Raw genomic sequence first — 19372 nt, forward strand, 5'->3', positions numbered from 1 at the left:
TTCCCTACTGCATGCTTACTTTAGGAACCATAATGTTGAAAAAGACTATTCTCGTTCGTTCGCTGGCAGTTGCGTTCGGCGGCGCTGCAGTGCTTGCTGCAATGCCTGCGATGGCGCAGCAGCAGCAAGGCGGCGACGTGCAGCGTGTTGTCGTTACCGGCTCCCTGATCAGCCGTGCCGACAAAGAAACCCCGTCGCCAGTGCAGGTTCTGACTGCTGACGACATCGCCAAGTCTGGCCAGACTTCCATCGCTGAAGTGCTGAGCAACCTGACCGCCAACGGCCAGGGCGCCCTGGGCACCGGCTTCGCAGGCGCGTTCGCCAACGGCGGCGCCGGCGTCTCGCTGCGCGGTCTGACCGTGGGCCTGACCCTGGTGCTGATCGACGGCCACCGCATGGCTCCATACCCACTGTCCGACGACGGCCAGCGCCAGTTCGTGGACGTGTCTTCGATCCCGTTCGACGCAGTTGAGCGTATCGAAGTGCTGAAAGACGGCGCATCTTCGCTGTACGGCTCGGACGCTGTGTCCGGCGTGGTCAACATCATCCTGAAGAAGACCTTCAACGGCACCAATATCAAGGTTGACGGCGGCAACACCCAGCACGGCGGTGGCAAGAACTACCACGTGTCCCTGACCCACGGTTTCGGTGATCTGAACAACGACGGCTACAACGCCTTCGCAGCCCTGGAATACCGTCACGCCGACGCCATCAAGATTGCTGATCGCAGCAACTTCGAGTGGGCCAATGGCGACTGGACCAGCCGCGGCGGTATCAACCTGAACCCAGGCGTACCGAACGTACAGAACAACTTCCTGGTGGCTGCCAACACCCCGTTCCTGTACAACCCGGCAACCGGCCGTGACAACCCGGCTTCCTACCAGTTCCTGACCTCCAACTGCGACTTCGCCAAGTACCGCGCTGGTGGTTGCGCTGTGCAGGATACCGTGTCGAACATCCAGCCTGCTTCGCACAATGTGAACCTGCTGGCTGGCTTCACCAAGCAGCTGAACGAAGACTGGAAACTGGCACTGAAGGCCTCCATGTTCAAGCGCGAAAGCGAGAACAACCGCGGCCTGGGCCTGACCACTTCGCCGACTTCCTTCGTTGGTAACATCTCCCTGGTTCCTGGCCAGGCGCCTGCCCTGGTTAACGCCTACGGCAGCACCGTGATGCCTGCTAACTGGTACCTGAACAAGCTGGGCGCTCCTGCCCGTCTGTACGGCTACCTGCCACAGCAAGACCCACAGCGTACCCAGGACAACACCGCGACCTCGACCCGTTTCGCAGCTGACCTGACCGGTACCTTCATGGGCTGGGATATCGCTGGTGGCCTGGGCTACTCCAAGGTCAAGACCGAGATCGACTACAGCGGCTACGTGAACCGTTTCGCCCTGTACACCGCCCTGAACCGTGCGACCAACCCATTCAACATCCTGGGCGGCAATTCCCAGGCGGATATGGACGCGATCGCGCCGCACTTCAGCAACACCTCGGAAGAGACCCTGAAGTACGCCGAAGTGCACGCTTCGCGTGAACTGGCTCAACTGCCAGGCGGCCCGCTGGCCCTGGCACTGGGTAGCAGCTGGACCCGTAAGGACCTGAACGCTCCGCCTCCAAGCCAGCTGGCTCTGGGCGCTGTGGGTAACGGTGCTGCCTTCGCATCCGGCCGCGAAACCGACACCGCTGTGTTCGCCGAACTGTCGGCCCTGCCGATCAAGAACGTTGAAGTCAGCGCTTCGACCCGCTTCGACCACTACGACACCTACGGCAATTCCTGGACCCCAGGCGCCAAGTTCAAGTGGACTGTGATGCCGCAAGTTGCCGTTCGCGGTACCTTCGCTCGTGGCTTCCGCGCTCCGAACGCAGCTGAAGTGGGCACCGCATCGTCGATCTTCACCTTCAACGCGATCAATGACCCGATCCTGTGTAAGGATGGCAACCCTAAGACCGCTGGTAACGTCCCTTCCGCTTGCGGTATTGCACCGACCTTCGTCCAGGTGACCACGCCAAACCTGAGCCCAGAGAAGTCGAAGTCGTACACCTTCGGCCTGATCCTGCAGCCAATCCCGGCCTTCAGCTCGACTGTGGATTACTACAAGATCGACGTGAAGAACCAGATCAACACTGCATCCGGTCTGCCAGGCTTCGTGCCTAGCTTCTTCCGTGCTGCTCCACAGGCACTGGATATCTCGAACGGCGACGGCACCACCCACGTGGGCGTTCCATCGGTCGGCCAGATCACTTACGCAACCTCCGGTTACGTGAACTCCGGCACCACCAGCACCAGCGGTGTTGAGATCGACATGAACTACCGCCTGAAGCTGGGCGATATGGGCACCGCGAAAGCACAGTTCACCTTCAACCACCTGATCTCCTACGAGATCGAGTCGGCTGGCACCAAGTATGAACTGGCTGGTACCCACGGCCCATCCGTGGTGTCTGGCGACACCGGTAACCCGAAAAACCGTGCTCAGCTGACCCTGGGCTGGGACAAGGGCCCACTGGGCGTGACCACCACGTTCAACTGGATTGGTTCTTACTCCAACCTGGACCCGTCGCTTGACGTGACCGATTGCGCCGACGTTGCAGCTGGCGTGGGTGGCCGTAACTACTTCTTCAACCTGAACAACAAGAACCCGGTTTCTTACTGCAAGACCTCTTCGTTCATGTCTACCGACCTGAACGTAACGTACAAGCTGAGCAAGAACCTGACTCTGAAGGGCTCGATCCTGAACCTGTTCGACCGTCAGCCACCAATCGACGTAGCTACCTACGGCAATGCTGGTACCCTGACCGCGTACAACGCATCCCTGCACCAGGCAGGCGCTGTTGGCCGCTACTTCAACCTGGGCCTGAACTACACCTTCTAATCGAAGGCTTCAGCCAGCAAAAAGGGACGCCTCGGCGTCCCTTTTTTTTAAAACCCGAGGCAGAAGGCGGGTGGCTGCCACATCGTGGCAGCCACCTGGGTTACGCCGTGGGTTTACATGCCGCCCCAGGCCGCGTTCAGCACGGTCACGGCCGCCAGCGCCGCCGTTTCGGTGCGCAGCACGCGCGGGCCGATCGACAAGGGCAGGGCGCCGCGGCGCAAGGCTTCCGCTTCCTCCTCATCCGAAAAACCGCCCTCCGGCCCCACCATGATGGTCAGCGCCTGTGGCGGCTGATGGCGTGCCCAGTCCGCCAGCGATTCGGTGGCGCGCGGCGACAGCAGCACACGTTTGTGCAAATCCTGCTGGCCAATCCAGTCGCGGAATTCCAGCGGCTCGGCCAGCTGGGCCAGCCGGTTGCGTCCGCTCTGCTCGGAAGCCGACACGATCACGCCCTGCCAGTGCGCCAGCTTTTTCTCGGCCCGCTCCGACGACAGCCGCACCACGCAGCGCCGCGCCGCCAGCGGCTGCACGGACGCCACGCCCAGTTCCACGGCCTTTTCGATGATCCAGTCCATTTTCGAGCCCTCCGGCAGAGCCTGCGCCAGCGTGATGGCGTAAGGCAGCTCCACTTCGCGCGGTGTGAACACCTTCACTTCGGCCGAAGCGCGCTTTTTCTGGACATCGGTCAGCACCGCCGTGTACTCGCCACCCTCGCCATTAAACAGGGTCAGCGTCTCGCCCGGCGCCATGCGCACCACATTCACGTGGTGGGCGACTTCCTGTGGCAGATCGAGATGCTGGCCGACGGCCAGGGGCTGGGAAACGAAAAAACGGGGCATATGGATGGGTAAAAGCTTGAAAATGCACTAATTTTAAGCGTTGATGTCACGCTCTGGTAAAATATTGGGTTCAGTGGCGGCCCGCTGCCGCAGCGCATGAAAATTCCAACCATTCCTCGAATCACCACGATGAAACCTACGCTCCCCTTCACCAAGATGGCCAATGCGATCCGCGCGCTGGCAATGGATGCTGTTCAGAAGGCCAATTCCGGCCACCCAGGTATGCCAATGGGCATGGCTGAAATCGCAGTGGCCCTGTGGAGCGGCCACCACCGCCACAACCCGTCCAACCCGGCCTGGCCGAACCGCGACCGCTTCCTGCTGTCGAACGGCCACGGCTCGATGCTGCACTACGCGCTGCTGCATCTGAGCGGCTACGACCTGTCGATGGACGAGATCAAGAACTTCCGTCAGCTGCACTCCAAGACCCCGGGCCACCCGGAAGTCGACATCACCCCAGGCGTGGAAACCACCACCGGTCCGCTGGGCCAGGGTATTGCGAACGCGGTCGGCATGGCGCTGGCTGAGTGGCTGCTGGCAAACGAATTCAACAAGCCGGGCTTCGACGTGGTCGACCACTACACCTACGCCTTCATCGGCGACGGCTGCCTGATGGAAGGCATCTCGCACGAGGTGTGCTCGCTGGCCGGTACTCTGGGCCTGAAGAAGCTGATCGCCCTGTACGACGACAACGGCATCTCCATCGACGGTAAAGTGGAAGGCTGGTTCACCGACGATACGCCGAAGCGCTTCGAGTCGTACGGCTGGAATGTGATCCGCAACGTGGACGGCCACGACGTGGCGGCCGTTTCCGCTGCCATCGCCGCTGCCAAGAAGTCCGACAAGCCAACCCTGGTCTGCTGCAAGACCATCATCGGCAAGGGCTCGCCAAACCTGCAAGGCGGCGACAAGGTGCACGGTGCGGCACTGGGCGAGAAGGAAGTGGCCGCAGTACGCGAGTACATCAGCTGGGGCGCCGAGCCTTTCGATATTCCGTCCGACGTGGCCGAAGCCTGGAGCTTCAAGGAACAGGGCGCGGCCTTCGAAAACGAATGGCTGGAAATGTTCAACAAGTACGCTGCCCAGTACCCGACTGAAGCAGCTGAACTGAAGCGCCGTATGGCAGGCGATCTGCCGGCCAGCTTCGACGCCACCCTGCAAGCCGCCATCGCCGCTTGCGTGGAAAAGAAAGAAACCATCGCGACCCGTAAGGCATCGCAGAACGCGATCCAGGCCCTGGCGCCGATCATGCCGGAGTTCCTGGGCGGCTCCGCCGACCTGACCGGTTCCAATCTGACCAACTGGAAGGAAATCGTTCCAGTGCGTTCCGGCCAGCCTGGCAACCACATCAACTACGGTGTGCGCGAGTTCGGCATGTCCGCGATCATGAATGGCGTGGCCCTGCACGGCGGCTACATCCCGTTCGGCGCCACCTTCCTGACCTTCTCCGACTACAGCCGCAACGCCCTGCGTATGGCTGCACTGATGAAGCAGCGTTCGATCTTCGTGTTCACCCACGACTCCATCGGCCTGGGCGAAGACGGCCCGACCCACCAGTCGGTTGAGCACGTGTCCGCACTGCGCCTGATCCCGAACCTGGACAACTGGCGTCCGGCCGACACCGTCGAATCCATGGTTGCATGGGGCGAGGCGGTGAAGCGTGCCGACGGTCCTGCCACCCTGATCTTCTCGCGCCAGAACCTGCCGTTCATGGAGCGCAGCGCACAAGCGGTGGCCGACATCGCGCGCGGCGGCTACGTGCTGGCCGACGAGCCGGGCGCGAAAGCCATCCTGATCGCTACCGGTTCCGAAGTGGAACTGGCAATGAAAGCCGCTGCCGAACTGAAAGCAGCCGGCACCCCGGTACGTGTTGTGTCGATGCCGTCCACCGACGTGTTCGACCGCCAGGACGCTGCCTACAAGGCATCCGTGCTGACCAAGGGCACCCCACGCGTAGCGATCGAAGCGGGCGTGACCGATTTCTGGTACAAGTATGTGGGTCTGGAAGGCGCCGTGGTCGGTATCGACTCGTTCGGCGAATCCGCCCCAGCTGGCGTGCTGTTCAAGCACTTCGGCTTCACTGTCGAGAACGTGGTTGCCAAAGTTAAGTCTGTTCTGGCCTAAGAAGAGTAAGGCGGGCCTGCGGGCCCGCTTTGCACAATAACGATTTCTTTTTATCAGGAGCACATGTAATGACGATCAAGGTAGCAATCAACGGCTACGGCCGTATCGGCCGCAATGTACTGCGCGCTTTCTACGAAGGCGGCAAGAAGCAGGACATCCAGATCGTGGCCATCAACGACCTGGGCAATGCTGAGTCGAACGCCCACCTGACCCGCTACGACACCGCCCACGGCAAATTCCCTGGCACCGTGTCGGTGGAAGGCGACAACATGATCGTGAACGGCGACAAGATCCGCGTGTTCGCGCAGCGTAACCCGGCCGAAATCCCATGGGGCGAGCTGGGCGTGGACGTTGTGCTGGAGTGCACCGGCTTCTTCACCACCAAGGAAAAAGCATCGGCCCACCTGAAAGGCGGCGCCAAGAAAGTGATCATCTCCGCACCGGGCGGCAAGGATGTGGACGCGACCATCGTGTACGGCGTGAACCACAATGTGCTGAAAGCGTCGGACACCGTGATCTCGAACGCTTCCTGCACCACCAACTGCCTGGCCCCGCTGGTCAAGCCACTGAACGACGCCATCGGCCTGGAAAACGGTCTGATGACCACCGTGCACGCTTACACCAACGACCAGGTGCTGACCGACGTGATGCACGAAGACCTGCGCCGCGCACGTTCCGCTACCCAGTCCATGATCCCGACCAAGACCGGCGCTGCTGCCGCGGTGGGCCTGGTGCTGCCGGAACTGAACGGCAAGCTGGACGGCTACGCCATCCGCGTTCCGACCATCAACGTGTCCATCGTTGACCTGTCCTTCATCGCCAAGCGCGACACCACTGTTGAAGAAATCAACAAGATCATGAAGGAAGCATCGGAAGGCGCGCTGAAAGGCATCCTGACCTACAACACCGAGCCGCTGGTGTCCGTGGACTTCAACCACAACCCGGCTTCCTCCAACTTTGACGCGACCCTGACCAAGGTGTCCGGCAAACTGGTGAAGGTTTCGTCCTGGTACGACAACGAATGGGGCTTCAGCAACCGCATGCTGGACACCACCGTGGCCCTGATGAACGCCAAGTAATCCTTCGCTTCAGCGAACAAAGAAGCGCCCCGCGGGGCGCTTTTTTTTTCTCACAGCAAGGACTAGTGCCTGCTACGCGTGGCAGGCAGCTGATTTTGGCCGGGGCATTTCAGGACTGCGCCAGCCTGGCCAGGCGGGTGGATTCGGTGCGCAGGGCGTCGCGCAGTGCGTCCGGGCCCTGGATGGTGAAGTCGAAGGTGAGGGAGGCCAGCATGCGGGCGAACCAGGTGTGGCTGGTGGTGGTCGTGTGCAGCTGGATGCCGGCCGGCGTCGGCACCAGCGGGCCGACGTAGCGGCCCAGTTCACGGGTGGCGCTGTCGAGGTCGGTATGCAACAGGACGTGGGCGGGCAGGCCGCGCGGCAGGGTGGCCAGGGCGTGCTGCAGGTGGGCGGCGGTGTCGAAGTTTTCCGGCTTCTCGAAGCTGTGGCCCGTTTCGCGCACTTCGGCGATGCGGTCAAGGCGGAAGGAGCGGATCGCCAGACGCAGGCGGCACAGGCCCACCGCATACCAGCGCGTGTGGCTGAACACCAGGCCGTAGGGATCGAACTCGCGCCGCATCGGCACGCCTTCCGGCGGCCGGTATTCGAAGCTGACGCGGTGCTGGGTCTGGGCCGCCATCGCCAGCGCCGTCAGCTCGCCGGTGAGAGCGGGGCCATGCGGCTGGGTGAAGGTCCAGCGCGCATCCGGTACGTCCAGCACGGCGGTTTCACGCAGGGCTTGCACGCTGCCTTGCAGGGACGGAGGCATCACGCGTTCCAACTTGGATTGGGCGCTGGCCACGGCGGGCGCCGTGTCGGCCAGGCGCAGCGAGCGCACCGCCAGCAAGCCCAACGCGACGGCGCTCGCTTCCTCATTGGTGAACATCAGCGGCGGCAGTTTGAAGCCGGGCACCAGCATGTAGCCGCCGTAGCGTCCCCGTTCCGAAGTGATCGGAATCCCCAATTCCTCCAGCATGGAGATATAGCGGCGCAAACTGCGGCGATCGATGCCGAGCCGTTCGGACATGTCGGCGCCCGAGATCTGCCGCTGGCTTTGAAGCATCTCCAGAATGGTCAGGGCTTTTATGGCTGGTTTGGACATATTGCAATGATCTCATGCAATGAGGGGCAATTTTGCCCTATTTAACCAGTAAAGTGACTGGTATTCCCTCCTAATTTACGAAAAAGAGGCAATACCATGGAACCGATTCTGTATTACGGCGCGCCGCACGGCTGCGCCTTCGGCACGATTGTCGCCCTCGAATGGCTGTGCCGCCCTTATCGCTTGCTGCGGCTTGAATTGCCCGGCCAGCATAGCCCCATGCTGCAAACGGGCGGACGCGTGATGCGCGACTGCCGCGGCATTCTGCGCCACATCGCTTCGCAGCGCCGCCATCTGCTGGGCTACAAGTCCGGCACGGTGGATCACGCGCGGCTGGAGCGTTTGCTGGATATGCTGCATGAGGAATTTCAGTCGGGTGAAGCGCGCCTGGCCGCCGTGTGCGCTCATCTGGATGCGCAGTTGAGCGGCCGTGAATGGCTGGACGGCAATAAACGCACTATTGCGGACGCCTGTCTGGTGGCCGCCGTGCGCTGGGCTGAACGCCACGCGGGACTGCTGCTGGCGCACTATCCGCGCCTGCGCCAGCACGTTGAGGAGCTGCACGGCGACCCCGCCGTGTTCTTTGCCGACGCCATCGAAACCAGCCGGCCTGCCGTCACGAGCGGCCGTTTCCGCGGCCACGTCAGCCTGGAAGAGGTGGATTTGCCGCTGGCGGCATAAAAAACGGCGGGCACGAAGCCCGCCGTTTGTACTTACGCGCTGTGGCTTACAAAGAAATGCGCAGGCCCAGGTACCAGCGGCGGCCGATCGGGTCGTAGGTACCCGCGTCGGTTTCGGTACCGGTCGAATCGCTTGGCAGGCCGGTGATGATTGGAGGCGGCTTCTTGTCGAAGGCGTTGTCCAGACCGACATACAGCTCATAGCGCTTGGCCAGGGTGTAGGAGACTTGGAAGTCCTGGTAGGTCACCGAGCCCACTTTCACCGCGTTGCGTGGCAGGTCGTACTGGGCCAGGAACTGGTCATCCAGTGCGGACGGGCCGATGTAGGTGGTGGTGCCGCTGAAGGCCCATGGACCCCACTTGTAGGCCAGGTTCAGCACGCCGCGGTTCTTGGCCGAGCCGACTTCACCGGCCCAGTAGTCCTTGTCGGCGCCCGGCAGCGGGATGTCGTAGCCATCACGCAGCCAGGTCCAGGCTACCCGTGCAGCCAGGCGGCCAGGGCCGACGCGGTCAGCCCACGAGCCGGTGACGTCGACGCCTTCAGTGGCCTTGCCGCCGCTGTTGTTGGAGGACGAGTCGATGTACTGCAGCGAACCGGCATTGTTGGCGCCCACTGCCGCCGGACGACGGGTGATCACGTTACAGAAGGTGCCATCGCCGCCGTAGCAGTTCTGCAGTGCGAACTGGCGTGGGATGGACACGATGGCGTCCGAGATCTTGATGTCGAAGTAGTCCAGGGTGAAGGTGAACTTGCTCAGCATCGGAATCGACATCGGCGTCCACACGATACCGACCGTGGTGGAACGGCCTTTCTCTTCGTGCAGATTCGGATTGCCGCGGTCGTAGCCGCTGATGCCCTGCTTGTCGGCCTGGCTCAGGGTGAAGGCGCCGTTGGCATTGATGTTGGCCATCACGCCCGGTGCTGCGCGGCAGGCCGTGTCGCGTGCGCCTTGCGAGCTGGCGGTCACACCTTCGCACGGGTCGACGATATCGGCCGGGAAGGTCTGCTGCGGCGGCTGGAACAGCTCATTGATGTTCGGCGCACGGGTCGACAATGCACGCGTGCCGCGGAACTTCACATCACGCAACGGCGACCATTCCAGACCTGCATTCCAGCTGGAGGTGTAGCCCACTGTCGAATAATCGCCGCGGCGGAAGGCGCCCAGGAAGGCCAGGTCTTTGGCGAAAGGCTTGTCCTTCAGCAGGGGAGCGCGTACCTCGGCGAACAGTTCCTTCACGTTGAACTTACCGTAGGTTGGCGGCAGCGCGTTACCCGCGTTCAGGCCGGCCTGGGTCAGCGGGTCCGCTTCGCTGCGCGATTCTTCTGCGCGGTATTCGAAGCCTGCTGCCCAACCGATCTTACCGGCCGGCAGATCGAAGTATTCGCCGTTGATGGAAGCGCCGGCGATCTTCTGGGTCACGGCGGTATTCAGGCTGCCCGGGGCGGTCACGTATTTCAGCGCGTCCGGCGAGATGCTGTTGAAGCCGAAGACATTGATCGGTACGCAGCCCTGTGCCCGTGCATTGGCGTCGCGGCAGATGGCATCGGTGGTGCTGCCATTGTTGTTGACGTCATTCACGTCCGGAATGGCTTCCAGCGCATTGCGGAAGTTCAGCACATTGACCTGGCCGGTGGAAGTCTGCGATTCCTTGGTCTGGCCGTAGCCGACAAAGGCTTCGTAGTTCCACTCGGTGCCGGCGGTGAAGCTGCCCTTCAGGCCAGTCACCAGGCGGAAGGTATCGCGGTCGGCGCGGCTGGTACGTGCACCCACTTCGCTCAGGCGGCGGGTGAAGTAGTAGTCGCGGGCGCCATCGCCGTCGGTATCGGAGATGCGATCCCACAGATACTGCGGCACGATCGGATTACGCATCATGACGCCGTTCACATTGAACTCGGCTGGCACCTGGCCACCGGTGGCAGGGTAGATGTTTTCAGCACCCAGCGGGAACGGCTCGATGCGGCTGCTGACGCGGGTCGATGCATAAGTGCCCTCGAAGAAGGCGCTGTGCTTCTCGTTCAGGGCCAGATTGCCGTTCAGGGCAAACAGGTAGCGGTCGGTCGGCACTGCAATGGAGCGGAACTCGGAGCGGTTGAAGCCCGTTGCAGCCTGGCCGTTGGTGCCGTTGGTGTTCCATGGGATCACATTGCCGGAGCGGTCATAGGTGAAGCTGCCGCTGTCCGGGAAGAAGCGGCCCTGCGGCGCGAAGCTCGAATAGAAGGGGCGCTGCGCTTCAAAGAAGTTCTCGGTGTTGCCGCTCCAGGTCTGGTCGATCGCGGAAGCATCGCGGTCTTTCGACATCACGGCACCCTGCTTGGTGTAGCCGAAGTGGCCCATGATATTGCTGCCGCCGTCGGCGCTGGAGGTGCCGAAGGTCAGGGAGAATTTCTTCTTCAGGTCATCGCCCTTGTCGCTCTTGCCGTAGGTGGCGTCGGCGATCAGGCCGTTGAAGTTTTTCTTCAGGATGATGTTGACCACACCAGCCACAGCGTCCGAGCCGTAGGTAGCGGATGCGCCACCGGTCAGCAGTTCGACGCGCTCGATGAAGTCAGTCGGAATGGAGTTCAGGTCGACCGCGGTTTCGCCCGGAATACCGGCCACGAAGCGGCGGCCATTCACCAGCACCAGGGTACGCGAGGTGCCCAGGTTGCGCAGGTCGACGGTGGAGACGCCGACGCTGGAAGTCTGGAAGTTCGAGTTGGTCCGGCTGATGGTAGGCGTACTCATCGTCGGATTTTTCTGCAGCAGTTCCTGGATATTCGTCACGCCGGACGCTGCAATGTCGGCCGCGGTCAGCACTTGCAGGGGCGACGGCGATTCGGCGTTGGGGGAGGCGATGCGGGAACCGGTCACCATCACTTGCTGGACCGGCCCTTCTGGGGCGGTGGTTTGTGCATTTGCCTGCTGCATGCCAAGGGCGAGTGAACCAAGGCAGAGAAGGCGGATCGAACGAGCGATTGCTGTTTCTCGAATCATTCCCTACTCCTATTTATAAGTGTCGTATGGAACAGCTGGATGATTGCCACTGGAGGTTTGCCGTCCAGTCGCTATCGACACTTTAGGTGGAAAGGGGTGATGATTCTATTAATATTGAACTTTCACGTAGTTAAAAAACAACAGCTTGTCTTGTGCAATCGCAAAATGTAACAAACTATTCGGCAATAGAAATTTCATTTTGCGGGCGTCCAGAAATTTCGCCAAACGTCCGCAAACCCGGACAAACCGCGGCTATTTGTAGACTCCGGCGCCCACTAATACGTCGTCAACTTTCTCGATATAAGCCGATTTGTTATCAACAGTCTTGGTAACCGGGTTTGGCCACTTGTAGGAGACCCAGCCTTTGCCCTTGGTCTTGGCGGTGTCGACCATTTCCTTGATCATTGCCTTACCTTCACCATCCTTCATGTCGAGCAAGTTTTTGCCGACCATTTTGGGATTGTTGCCATGCGCAACAGCCACGCCATTCATGTCGTACACGAACACGTAAAGGTCACGGTCGTGATAGTCCTTGTTATTCGGATCGGCAATGGCGGCAAAGGTCTTGTCCTTGCCGTCCGCCTTGATGGCGGCGGCCGCTTTTTTCACCATCGCCATCGCCTCGTCCGAGGTGCCCTTGTCGGCAGCGAAGGCGGGCAGGGACAGCAGGCCCAGACCAATGACAACTCCACCCAGAAAAGCTTTCATCGTGTGTCTCCTTTTGTGAGTTATGTTCCAGCGAAGATAGCTTCCCACAAAAGCTTCACATTTGCAGCATGCACAGCAACACGGGCCGGATCAATGCGCGATTGCTCCTGGCCTTGCAGGCGCAGCTGGTGCTGCCATTTGCGCATATCGCGGTAGGCGTCCGCCACGTCGCTAGCGAGTGTGGAGTCGATCAGGCCCAGCGTGCCGGCCAGCTTGAGCAGGGCGATATTGCCGATATTGCCGGTCAGTTCGCGGTACTGCGATGCGTATTGCAGCACGATGTATTGCACGATGAATTCGATATCGATCATGCCGCCCTCGTCCTGCTTGAGGTCGAACAGATCGTTGCGGCTCGGACGCGCGTCGCGCATGCGCTGACGCATGGCCAGCACTTCCTGCTTCAGCGCGGCGCTGTCCGGTCGCTCCTTGCGCAGCACCTGGCAGCGGATCTTTTCGAAACGCTCGCCGATATCGGCATCGCCGGCGCAGAAACGGGCGCGGGTCAGGGCCTGGTGTTCCCAGATCCAGGCCGAGGATTGCTGGTATTTTTCGAAGGACTGCACGCTGGACACCAGCATGCCGCTGGCGCCGTCCGGGCGCAGGGCGGTGTCGATATCGAACAGGATGCCGGCCGAGGTGTGCGATGTCATCCAGGTGATGAAGCGCTGCGCCAGCTTGGCATACAAGCCCGGCGCATCCTGGTCGTCGTCGTCGAACAGGAAGATCACATCGAGATCGGAAACGTACCCCAGTTCCTTGCCGCCCAGCTTGCCGTAAGCGATGACGGCGAACTTCGGTACTTCGCGGTGGCGCTTGGGAATGTTCTGCCACGCGGCTTGCACCACGGCTGCCACGATCACGTCGGCCAGGGCGGACAGATGATCGGCCAGGCGCTCCACGGTCAGGTCGCCCGCCAGGTCTTGCGCCAGCAGGTGGAACAGCTGCACGTGGTGGACTTCGCGCAGGATGTCGAGCTGGCGTTCCGTGTCGTCCGGCGCGGTGGCCAGCTGACGCTGCAGGTCTAGCGCCACGGCGGCGGGATCGAAGCTGGTATTGAGCAGGCGGTCATCCAGCAGCTCGTCCAGCAGGATCGGATGCTGGTTGAGGAAGGTGGCGGCCCAGCCACTGGTGTGCATCATATTGATGACGCGTTCCAGCGTGTGCGGATACTCCGTCAGCAGAGACAGATAGGCTGAGCGGCGCGCGATCGCTTCCAGAAAGTCCAGCAGGCGGCCCAGCGTCGCCAGCTGGGTGCCGGCGCTGTTCCTTTCGGCTGCGCGCGCGATCTGGGGCAGGGCGGCATTGATCAGGGCGACCAGCTTGTTGCGGCTTGCTTCCGGCATGCTGGCCAGCTTGGGCGATTGCCAGGTCGCGATCAGGCGCTGTGCAGCGGCGGCGGGATCGCTGTAACCCAGCCCCGTAAAGCGGGCTTCGATGGCTTCGCGGTTGTCGGGATCGGCGCAATCGTTGCTGGTGTCGGGATCGACGTCATCGCTATTGCCGCTCTTGTCGGCGAAGATGGCGTCGAACTGCTCGGCGACGAACTGGCGGTGGGCTTCCAGCTCGGCCAGCAGGCTGGCGGCATCGGGCATCCCCATCATCTGCGCCACGACTGCCTGGTCGGCTTCATTGGCAGGAATGGTGTGGGTCTGGGCGTCGTCCAGGTACTGCAAGCGGTGTTCCAGGTTGCGCAGGAAGGTATAGGAGGCCAGCAGGCGTTCCACCACGTCGGCCGCCAGCAAGCCTTTTTCCGGCAGCAGTTTCAGGGTTTCGCGCGTGGAGCGGCCGCGCAGGCTGGGATCGCGCCCGCCGCGGATCAGCTGGAACACCTGGGCCAGGAATTCGATTTCGCGGATGCCGCCACGGCCCAGCTTCACATTATTGCTGCGGTCAGGATGCAGGCGCTCCTGGCGATTCACTTCGGCGCGGATCTGGGCGTGCATGCTGCGGATAGCGTCGATCACGCCGAAGTCCAGGTAGCGGCGGAAGCAGAAGGGACGCACGATGGCGTCCAGCGCGGCGATATCGACCGCATGGCCGGTGACGGCGCGCGCCTTCACCCAGGCGTAGCGCTCCCACTCGCGCCCTTGCACGATCAGGTAATTCTCCACCATGCCCAGGCTGGCCGCCAGCGGACCGGAGGCGCCGTTCGGACGCAGCGCCATGTCGACGCGGAAGGTAAAGCCGTCCTCCGTGATTTCGGCGATGGCCGCGATCAGCTTTTTGCCGAGGCGGACAAAATATTCGTGGTTGGACAGCGAGCGCTGGCCGGGACCGGCCGCCGTATCGCCATCTTCCGGATAAACGAAAATCAGGTCGATGTCGGACGACACATTCAGCTCGCCGCCGCCGCCCTTGCCCATGGAAAGCACCATCAGCTGCTGCTCGGCGCCGGAGTCCGCGCCAATCGGGGCGCCGTGGGCCGCGCTCATTTCCGCATCGAGCTCGAACAAATGCTCGCGGATGGCGAAATCGGCCAGCCGCGTCATGGTCGTGACCACCTCGTTCAGATCCGCCTTGCCCTCCAGGTCGCGCCGGATCAGGCCGGCGATCACCAGGTTGCGCAGACGCCGCATGCCCCTGGCCAAAGGCAGGGGATTTCCCTCGCCAGTGTTGCGTTCTTTTGCCAAAAATTCAGCAAAATTCAGCGAGGCAAGCGATAATTGCGCTATGGCATCAACTTTGGCTTGCCGATCCGCTGCAGCGGCCAGCCAGCGCTGGTAAAAACGGGAGGCGGAAACGAGGCTTGGTGCGGTCATCAGGAATTTGTGAAGTAATGTAAAAGCCTAGCTATTGGAACATAGTTTAGCGGGTCCATGCGGTAGAATTGTCTGAATTAACAAAGGCTTGGCTTGAGCGTAATAAAGGAAAATTCGGTGGAGGAGGTGGTGGCGGAAGAGGGGCCTTTGTTGTCCCGCTGGCACCGGCTGCAGGCTGCCTACCGCTTCTGGAATCTGGCCACGCACCACGTACTCGGCTTCACGATCAAGCTGGTTCTGCTGCTGTATTTTGCGTTCGCCATCATGTTCCTGGCGCTGCGCTACATCATCCTGCCGAACATCGACCACTACAAAGGCGACTTCGAGCGCCTGGCGACGCGTGCTGTCGGTAACCCCGTTACCATCGACCGCATTTACGCTTCCTGGAAAGGTTTGCGTCCCAACCTGTTCCTGGGCGATGTGATCCTGCGCGACGCGCAGGGCAAACAGGCGTTGCTGCTGCCCAGCGTGTCCGCCACGCTGTCGTGGTGGAGCGTGCCGGCCGGCAGCCTGCGTTTCGAATCCCTGGAATTCATCCGTCCCGACCTAGAAGTGCGGCGTGAGGCGGACGGTAAGCTGTACGCCGCCGGCATCCTGATCGATCCAACGAAGAAGAGCGATGGCAAGGGCGCCGACTGGCTGCTGTCGCAGCGCGAAGTGGTGATCCGCGACGGCCGCGTGGACTGGACCGATCTGCAGCGCGGCACGCCGGCACTGACCCTGGACAACGTCAGCTTCCTGATGATGAACAAGTGGCGCCGCCACCAGTTTGCCGTGAAGGCGACGCCGCCTGCGACGCTCGGCAAGCCGCTGGATGTGCGCGCCGATTTCTCGCATCCCGCTTTCGGCCGGATATCTGACGTGGCGCAGTGGCGGGGCGAGCTGTACGCCAGCGTGCCTTACGCCGATCTGGCTGCCTGGTCCACCTATATTCCGGCCAATGTCGAAGTGCAGTCCGGCGCCGGCGCGGCGCGCGCCTGGGTCAGTATCGATCGCGCCCGCGCCACCGGCGTGACCGCCGACCTGGCGCTGGAAAACGTGGTCGCCAAGCTGGACGCCGAATTGCCCGAACTCGATGTGGCGGCCTTGCATGGCCGCGTCACCGCGCAGGAAGAAATGCCAGCCACGCTGGTGGCAGCCAAGGCGCCGCCTGGCTCGCTGGGCCGCAGCATCAGCCTGACCGATCTGTCCGTGCGCACGCGCGATGGCGTGGAGCTGACGCCAACCACCGGTTCCTTCCGCCATCTGCCCGCTACCACCACCCAGCCGGAAGTGAGCGAGATGAAGGCGAAGTCGCTGGATCTGGCCATCCTGTCCCAGTTGGCGACGCGCCTGCCGCTGCCGCCAATCCAGCGCGACCTGCTGGATGCACTGTCGCCGCGCGGACGTGTGCAGAACCTGGCGGCCGAATGGCGTGGCGCGCTGCCTGCGCCGGGCAGCTTCAAGGTCAAGGCCGAGGTGTCGGACCTGGGCTTGAATGCACTCGAATCGCGCCCTGCCATTCCGAAGTCGGGCAAGAACCCCGGCGCGCCAGCGATTCCTGCGTTGCCGGGCTTCGATCACCTGAGCGGCACGCTGGAAGCGAACGAGAAGGGCGGCAGCATCAACTTCGATGCGCCGGGCCTGGAATTGAATATGCCGGAATGGTTCGAAGAACCGAAGATGGTGTTCGACAAACTGAAGCTGGCCGCTGGCTGGTCGCTGGCCGACGCCCGGCAGCTGAGCCTCAAGGTGGACAACCTGGAACTGCTGCATGCCGGGATCGCAGCCAATATCACCGGCACCCACGTGCTGCCGCGCGACGGCAAAACCGCCGGTGTGGCCGACTTCACCGGCACGCTGGATGGCTTCGACATCAAGACCATCGGCCGCTACCTGCCATACAAGACCCCCGAGCATCTGCGCACCTGGCTGAGCGGCGCACTGGAAGACGGCACGGCGCGCGAAGTGAGCCTGCGCCTGCGCGGCGAGCTGGATCACTTCCCGTTCAAGGACGCTTCGCCGGATAAGGCGAAAGGAGAATTCCGCATCGCCGGCAAACTCGATGACGCCAAGCTGAATTACGACCCGACCATGTTCGCCAAGGACGGCAAGTCGCCGCTATGGCCGCAAGCCGAGAAGATCAAGGGCAGCTTCCTGTTCGACCGCGCGCGCATGGAAATCAAGGCCGACACCGCGCGTACCGCCGGCGTTGCCCTGGTCAATGTGAAGGCTGTGATTCCCGACCTGACGATTCACGAAAGCGTGCTGGATATCGATGGCACAGCGAATGGTCAGCTGAACGAATTCGTCAAATACATGGCGGCCAGCCCGGTACTGGAATGGATCGGCAACTTCACCGAAGAGACGACCGCCACCGGTCCGGCCAAGCTGGCGCTCAAGCTGCATATGCCGCTCAATCACGCCATCGACACCAAGGTGCAGGGCGCGCTGTCGCTGCTGGGGAATGACATCGCCTTGTGGACCGAAATGCCGACCATTCAGCTGGCCAGCGGCAAGATCGAATTCAATGAGCATGGCGTGAACCTGAACACCATCAATGGCACCTTGCTGGGCGGGCAGTTGCAGGTGTCAGGCGGTTCGCAGCGCGACAACTCCATCCAGGTCAAGCTGGGGGGGACGGTGACAGTGGATGGCTTGCGCAAGGCGTATCCGACGCCTGCCATGCAGCGCCTGGCTTCCCACCTGAGCGGCAGCACCAGATTCAATGGCCTGGTGGTGGCGCGCGAGCACCAGTGGCAGATCAGCGTCGATGCGAACATGGTGGGGGCAGGCCTGGACTTCCCGGCGCCACTAAAGAAAACCGCCAGTGAAGCGATGCCGCTGCACTTCCAGCTGAACGGCGGCGCGCCAAACGAGGCTGGTCTTCAGCGCGACGACATCCGCATCACGCTGGGCAATGCGATCGCCGCCCGCTATCACCGCGAACGCAAGGGGCACGTACCCTATCACCTGGTCAACGGCGGCATCGGCGTCAATGTGCCGGCGCCGGAACCGGACAGCGGCATGATGATTCAGGCCAGCCTGAAATCGCTGAATGTGGACGACTGGATCGACGTCGGCAGCGCCATTGCGGGCAATGAGCTGCGCAGCGCCAATGCAAGCGAAGGCCCGGACCTGTCGCAATACGTCGTGGCCGATACCCTGGCTGCACGCGCCACCGAGCTGACCGCAGGCGGGCGCAAACTGGATAACGTGGTGATCGGCGCCAGTCACCAGAAGGGTGTCTGGCAAGCCAGCATCGATTCGCGCCAGGCCACCGGCTACGTGACGTGGAACGAGTCGGCATCCGGCCGCGGCGTGGGCAAGGTGACGGCGCGCCTGTCTTCGCTGATCATTCCTGAATCGCAGGCCAGCGAAGTGAAGGACCTGCTGGAAGCTTCGACCACCTCGCCGACCATCCCTGCGCTGGACATCGTGGCCGAGCGCTTCGAACTGTTCAACAAGCCGCTGGGCCATCTGGAACTGCAGGCGTATAACGCGCTGATTACCAGTTCGCGCGAATGGCGCGTCAGCAAGCTGGCGCTGGAAAATCCGGACGGTGAACTGCATGGCACGGGACGCTGGGTCACCAAGGATGGCCAGCACACCACCATGCTGAACTTCGACCTGAACATCAACGATGCGGGCAAGCTGCTGGAGCGTTTCGGCTTTGCCGACACGCTGCGCAACGGCAAAGGCAAGCTGAGTGGCGATATTTCCTGGCACGGCCTGCCGTATTCCTTCGACTCGCCCAGCCTGGCAGGCAACCTGACCTTGAACGTGGAGAAGGGCCAGTTCCTGCGCCAGGACCCGGGCGCCGCCAAACTGCTCGGTGTTCTGAGCCTGCAAGCCTTGCCGCGCCTGTTGAAACTGGACTTCCACGATGTATTCTCGGATGGCCTGGCCTTCGACGGCATCACCGCCAACGCCGTCATCAATAAAGGCATCGTGAAAACCGAAAACCTGAAGATGCACGGCGTGCAGGCCACGGTGCTGATGGATGGCACGGCCGACATTGCAAACGAATCGACCAATCTGCATGTAGTCGTGATTCCTGAAGTGAACCTCGGCACGGCACCGCTGGTGTATGCGCTGGCCGTGAACCCGGTGATTGGCCTGGGCAGCTTCCTGGCTCAGCTCTTCCTCAGTGCGCCGGTGATGAAAGCACTGACCTACCATATGCAGGTTACCGGTCCATGGAAGGCGCCGGTGATCACCAAACTCGACGCCCCGAAATTGCCGGAGCTGTTGTCCGCTCCGAGCGCCAGATAA

General features: G+C 62.0%; 10 protein-coding genes. 5 read left to right on the top strand and 5 right to left on the bottom strand.

The window, feature by feature from the left end; genetic code table 11:
- The first annotated feature begins 32 nt into the window (after positions 1 to 32).
- Positions 33 to 2873 carry a TonB-dependent receptor gene (locus tag AB4Z19_RS14905; protein ID WP_442035526.1) on the top strand — a complete coding sequence of 947 codons (2841 nt, stop codon included), beginning with the start codon at positions 33 to 35 and terminating at the stop codon, positions 2871 to 2873.
- Between the two features lie 113 nt (positions 2874 to 2986).
- Here the strand turns inward: AB4Z19_RS14905 and AB4Z19_RS14910 are convergent, their stop codons facing one another.
- Positions 2987 to 3712: a 16S rRNA (uracil(1498)-N(3))-methyltransferase gene (locus AB4Z19_RS14910; RefSeq protein ID WP_442028750.1), complete on the bottom strand. Its 726-nt coding sequence runs from the start codon at positions 3710 to 3712 to the stop codon at positions 2987 to 2989.
- 129 nt (positions 3713 to 3841) lie between these two features.
- Between AB4Z19_RS14910 and tkt the strand changes: the two genes are divergently transcribed.
- Positions 3842 to 5836 (top strand): transketolase, encoded by a 1995-nt coding sequence (gene tkt, locus AB4Z19_RS14915; protein WP_442028751.1) that lies wholly within the window; start codon positions 3842 to 3844, stop codon positions 5834 to 5836.
- A gap of 68 nt (positions 5837 to 5904) precedes the next feature.
- Positions 5905 to 6915, top strand: a complete 1011-nt coding sequence (gene gap, locus AB4Z19_RS14920) for a type I glyceraldehyde-3-phosphate dehydrogenase (protein WP_442035527.1) — start codon at positions 5905 to 5907, stop codon at positions 6913 to 6915.
- A gap of 109 nt (positions 6916 to 7024) precedes the next feature.
- On the opposite strand, the gene AB4Z19_RS14925 is transcribed toward gap, so the two are convergent.
- Entirely contained in the window at positions 7025 to 7996 is a 972-nt protein-coding gene (locus AB4Z19_RS14925; RefSeq protein ID WP_442029300.1) for a helix-turn-helix transcriptional regulator, read from the bottom strand.
- A gap of 96 nt (positions 7997 to 8092) precedes the next feature.
- Between AB4Z19_RS14925 and AB4Z19_RS14930 the strand changes: the two genes are divergently transcribed.
- Positions 8093 to 8677, top strand: coding sequence for a glutathione S-transferase family protein (locus AB4Z19_RS14930; protein ID WP_442035528.1), 585 nt, complete (start codon positions 8093 to 8095; stop codon positions 8675 to 8677).
- A gap of 46 nt (positions 8678 to 8723) precedes the next feature.
- On the opposite strand, the gene AB4Z19_RS14935 is transcribed toward AB4Z19_RS14930, so the two are convergent.
- The 3 genes from AB4Z19_RS14935 to glnE all read right to left on the bottom strand — a co-directional run bounded on the left by AB4Z19_RS14935 (position 8724) and on the right by glnE (position 15118).
- Positions 8724 to 11651: a TonB-dependent receptor plug domain-containing protein gene (locus AB4Z19_RS14935; protein ID WP_442035529.1), complete on the bottom strand. Its 2928-nt coding sequence runs from the start codon at positions 11649 to 11651 to the stop codon at positions 8724 to 8726.
- Between the two features lie 252 nt (positions 11652 to 11903).
- The gene (locus tag AB4Z19_RS14940; RefSeq protein WP_442028476.1) at positions 11904 to 12359 is read right to left on the bottom strand and encodes a cache domain-containing protein; all 456 of its coding nucleotides are present in this window, start codon (positions 12357 to 12359) and stop codon (positions 11904 to 11906) included.
- 20 nt (positions 12360 to 12379) lie between these two features.
- On the bottom strand, positions 12380 to 15118 hold the full coding sequence (glnE, locus tag AB4Z19_RS14945; RefSeq protein ID WP_442035530.1) for a bifunctional [glutamate--ammonia ligase]-adenylyl-L-tyrosine phosphorylase/[glutamate--ammonia-ligase] adenylyltransferase: 2739 nt from the start codon (positions 15116 to 15118) through the stop codon (positions 12380 to 12382).
- 93 nt (positions 15119 to 15211) lie between these two features.
- On the opposite strand from glnE, the gene AB4Z19_RS14950 reads away from it, so the two are divergent.
- A complete protein-coding gene (locus tag AB4Z19_RS14950) occupies positions 15212 to 19372 on the top strand; it encodes a YhdP family protein (protein WP_442035531.1) in 4161 nt (1386 codons plus the stop codon).

The sequence above is a fragment of the Pseudoduganella sp. RAF19 genome (assembly GCF_052114165.1).
GTDB lineage: Bacteria > Pseudomonadota > Gammaproteobacteria > Burkholderiales > Burkholderiaceae_D > Rugamonas.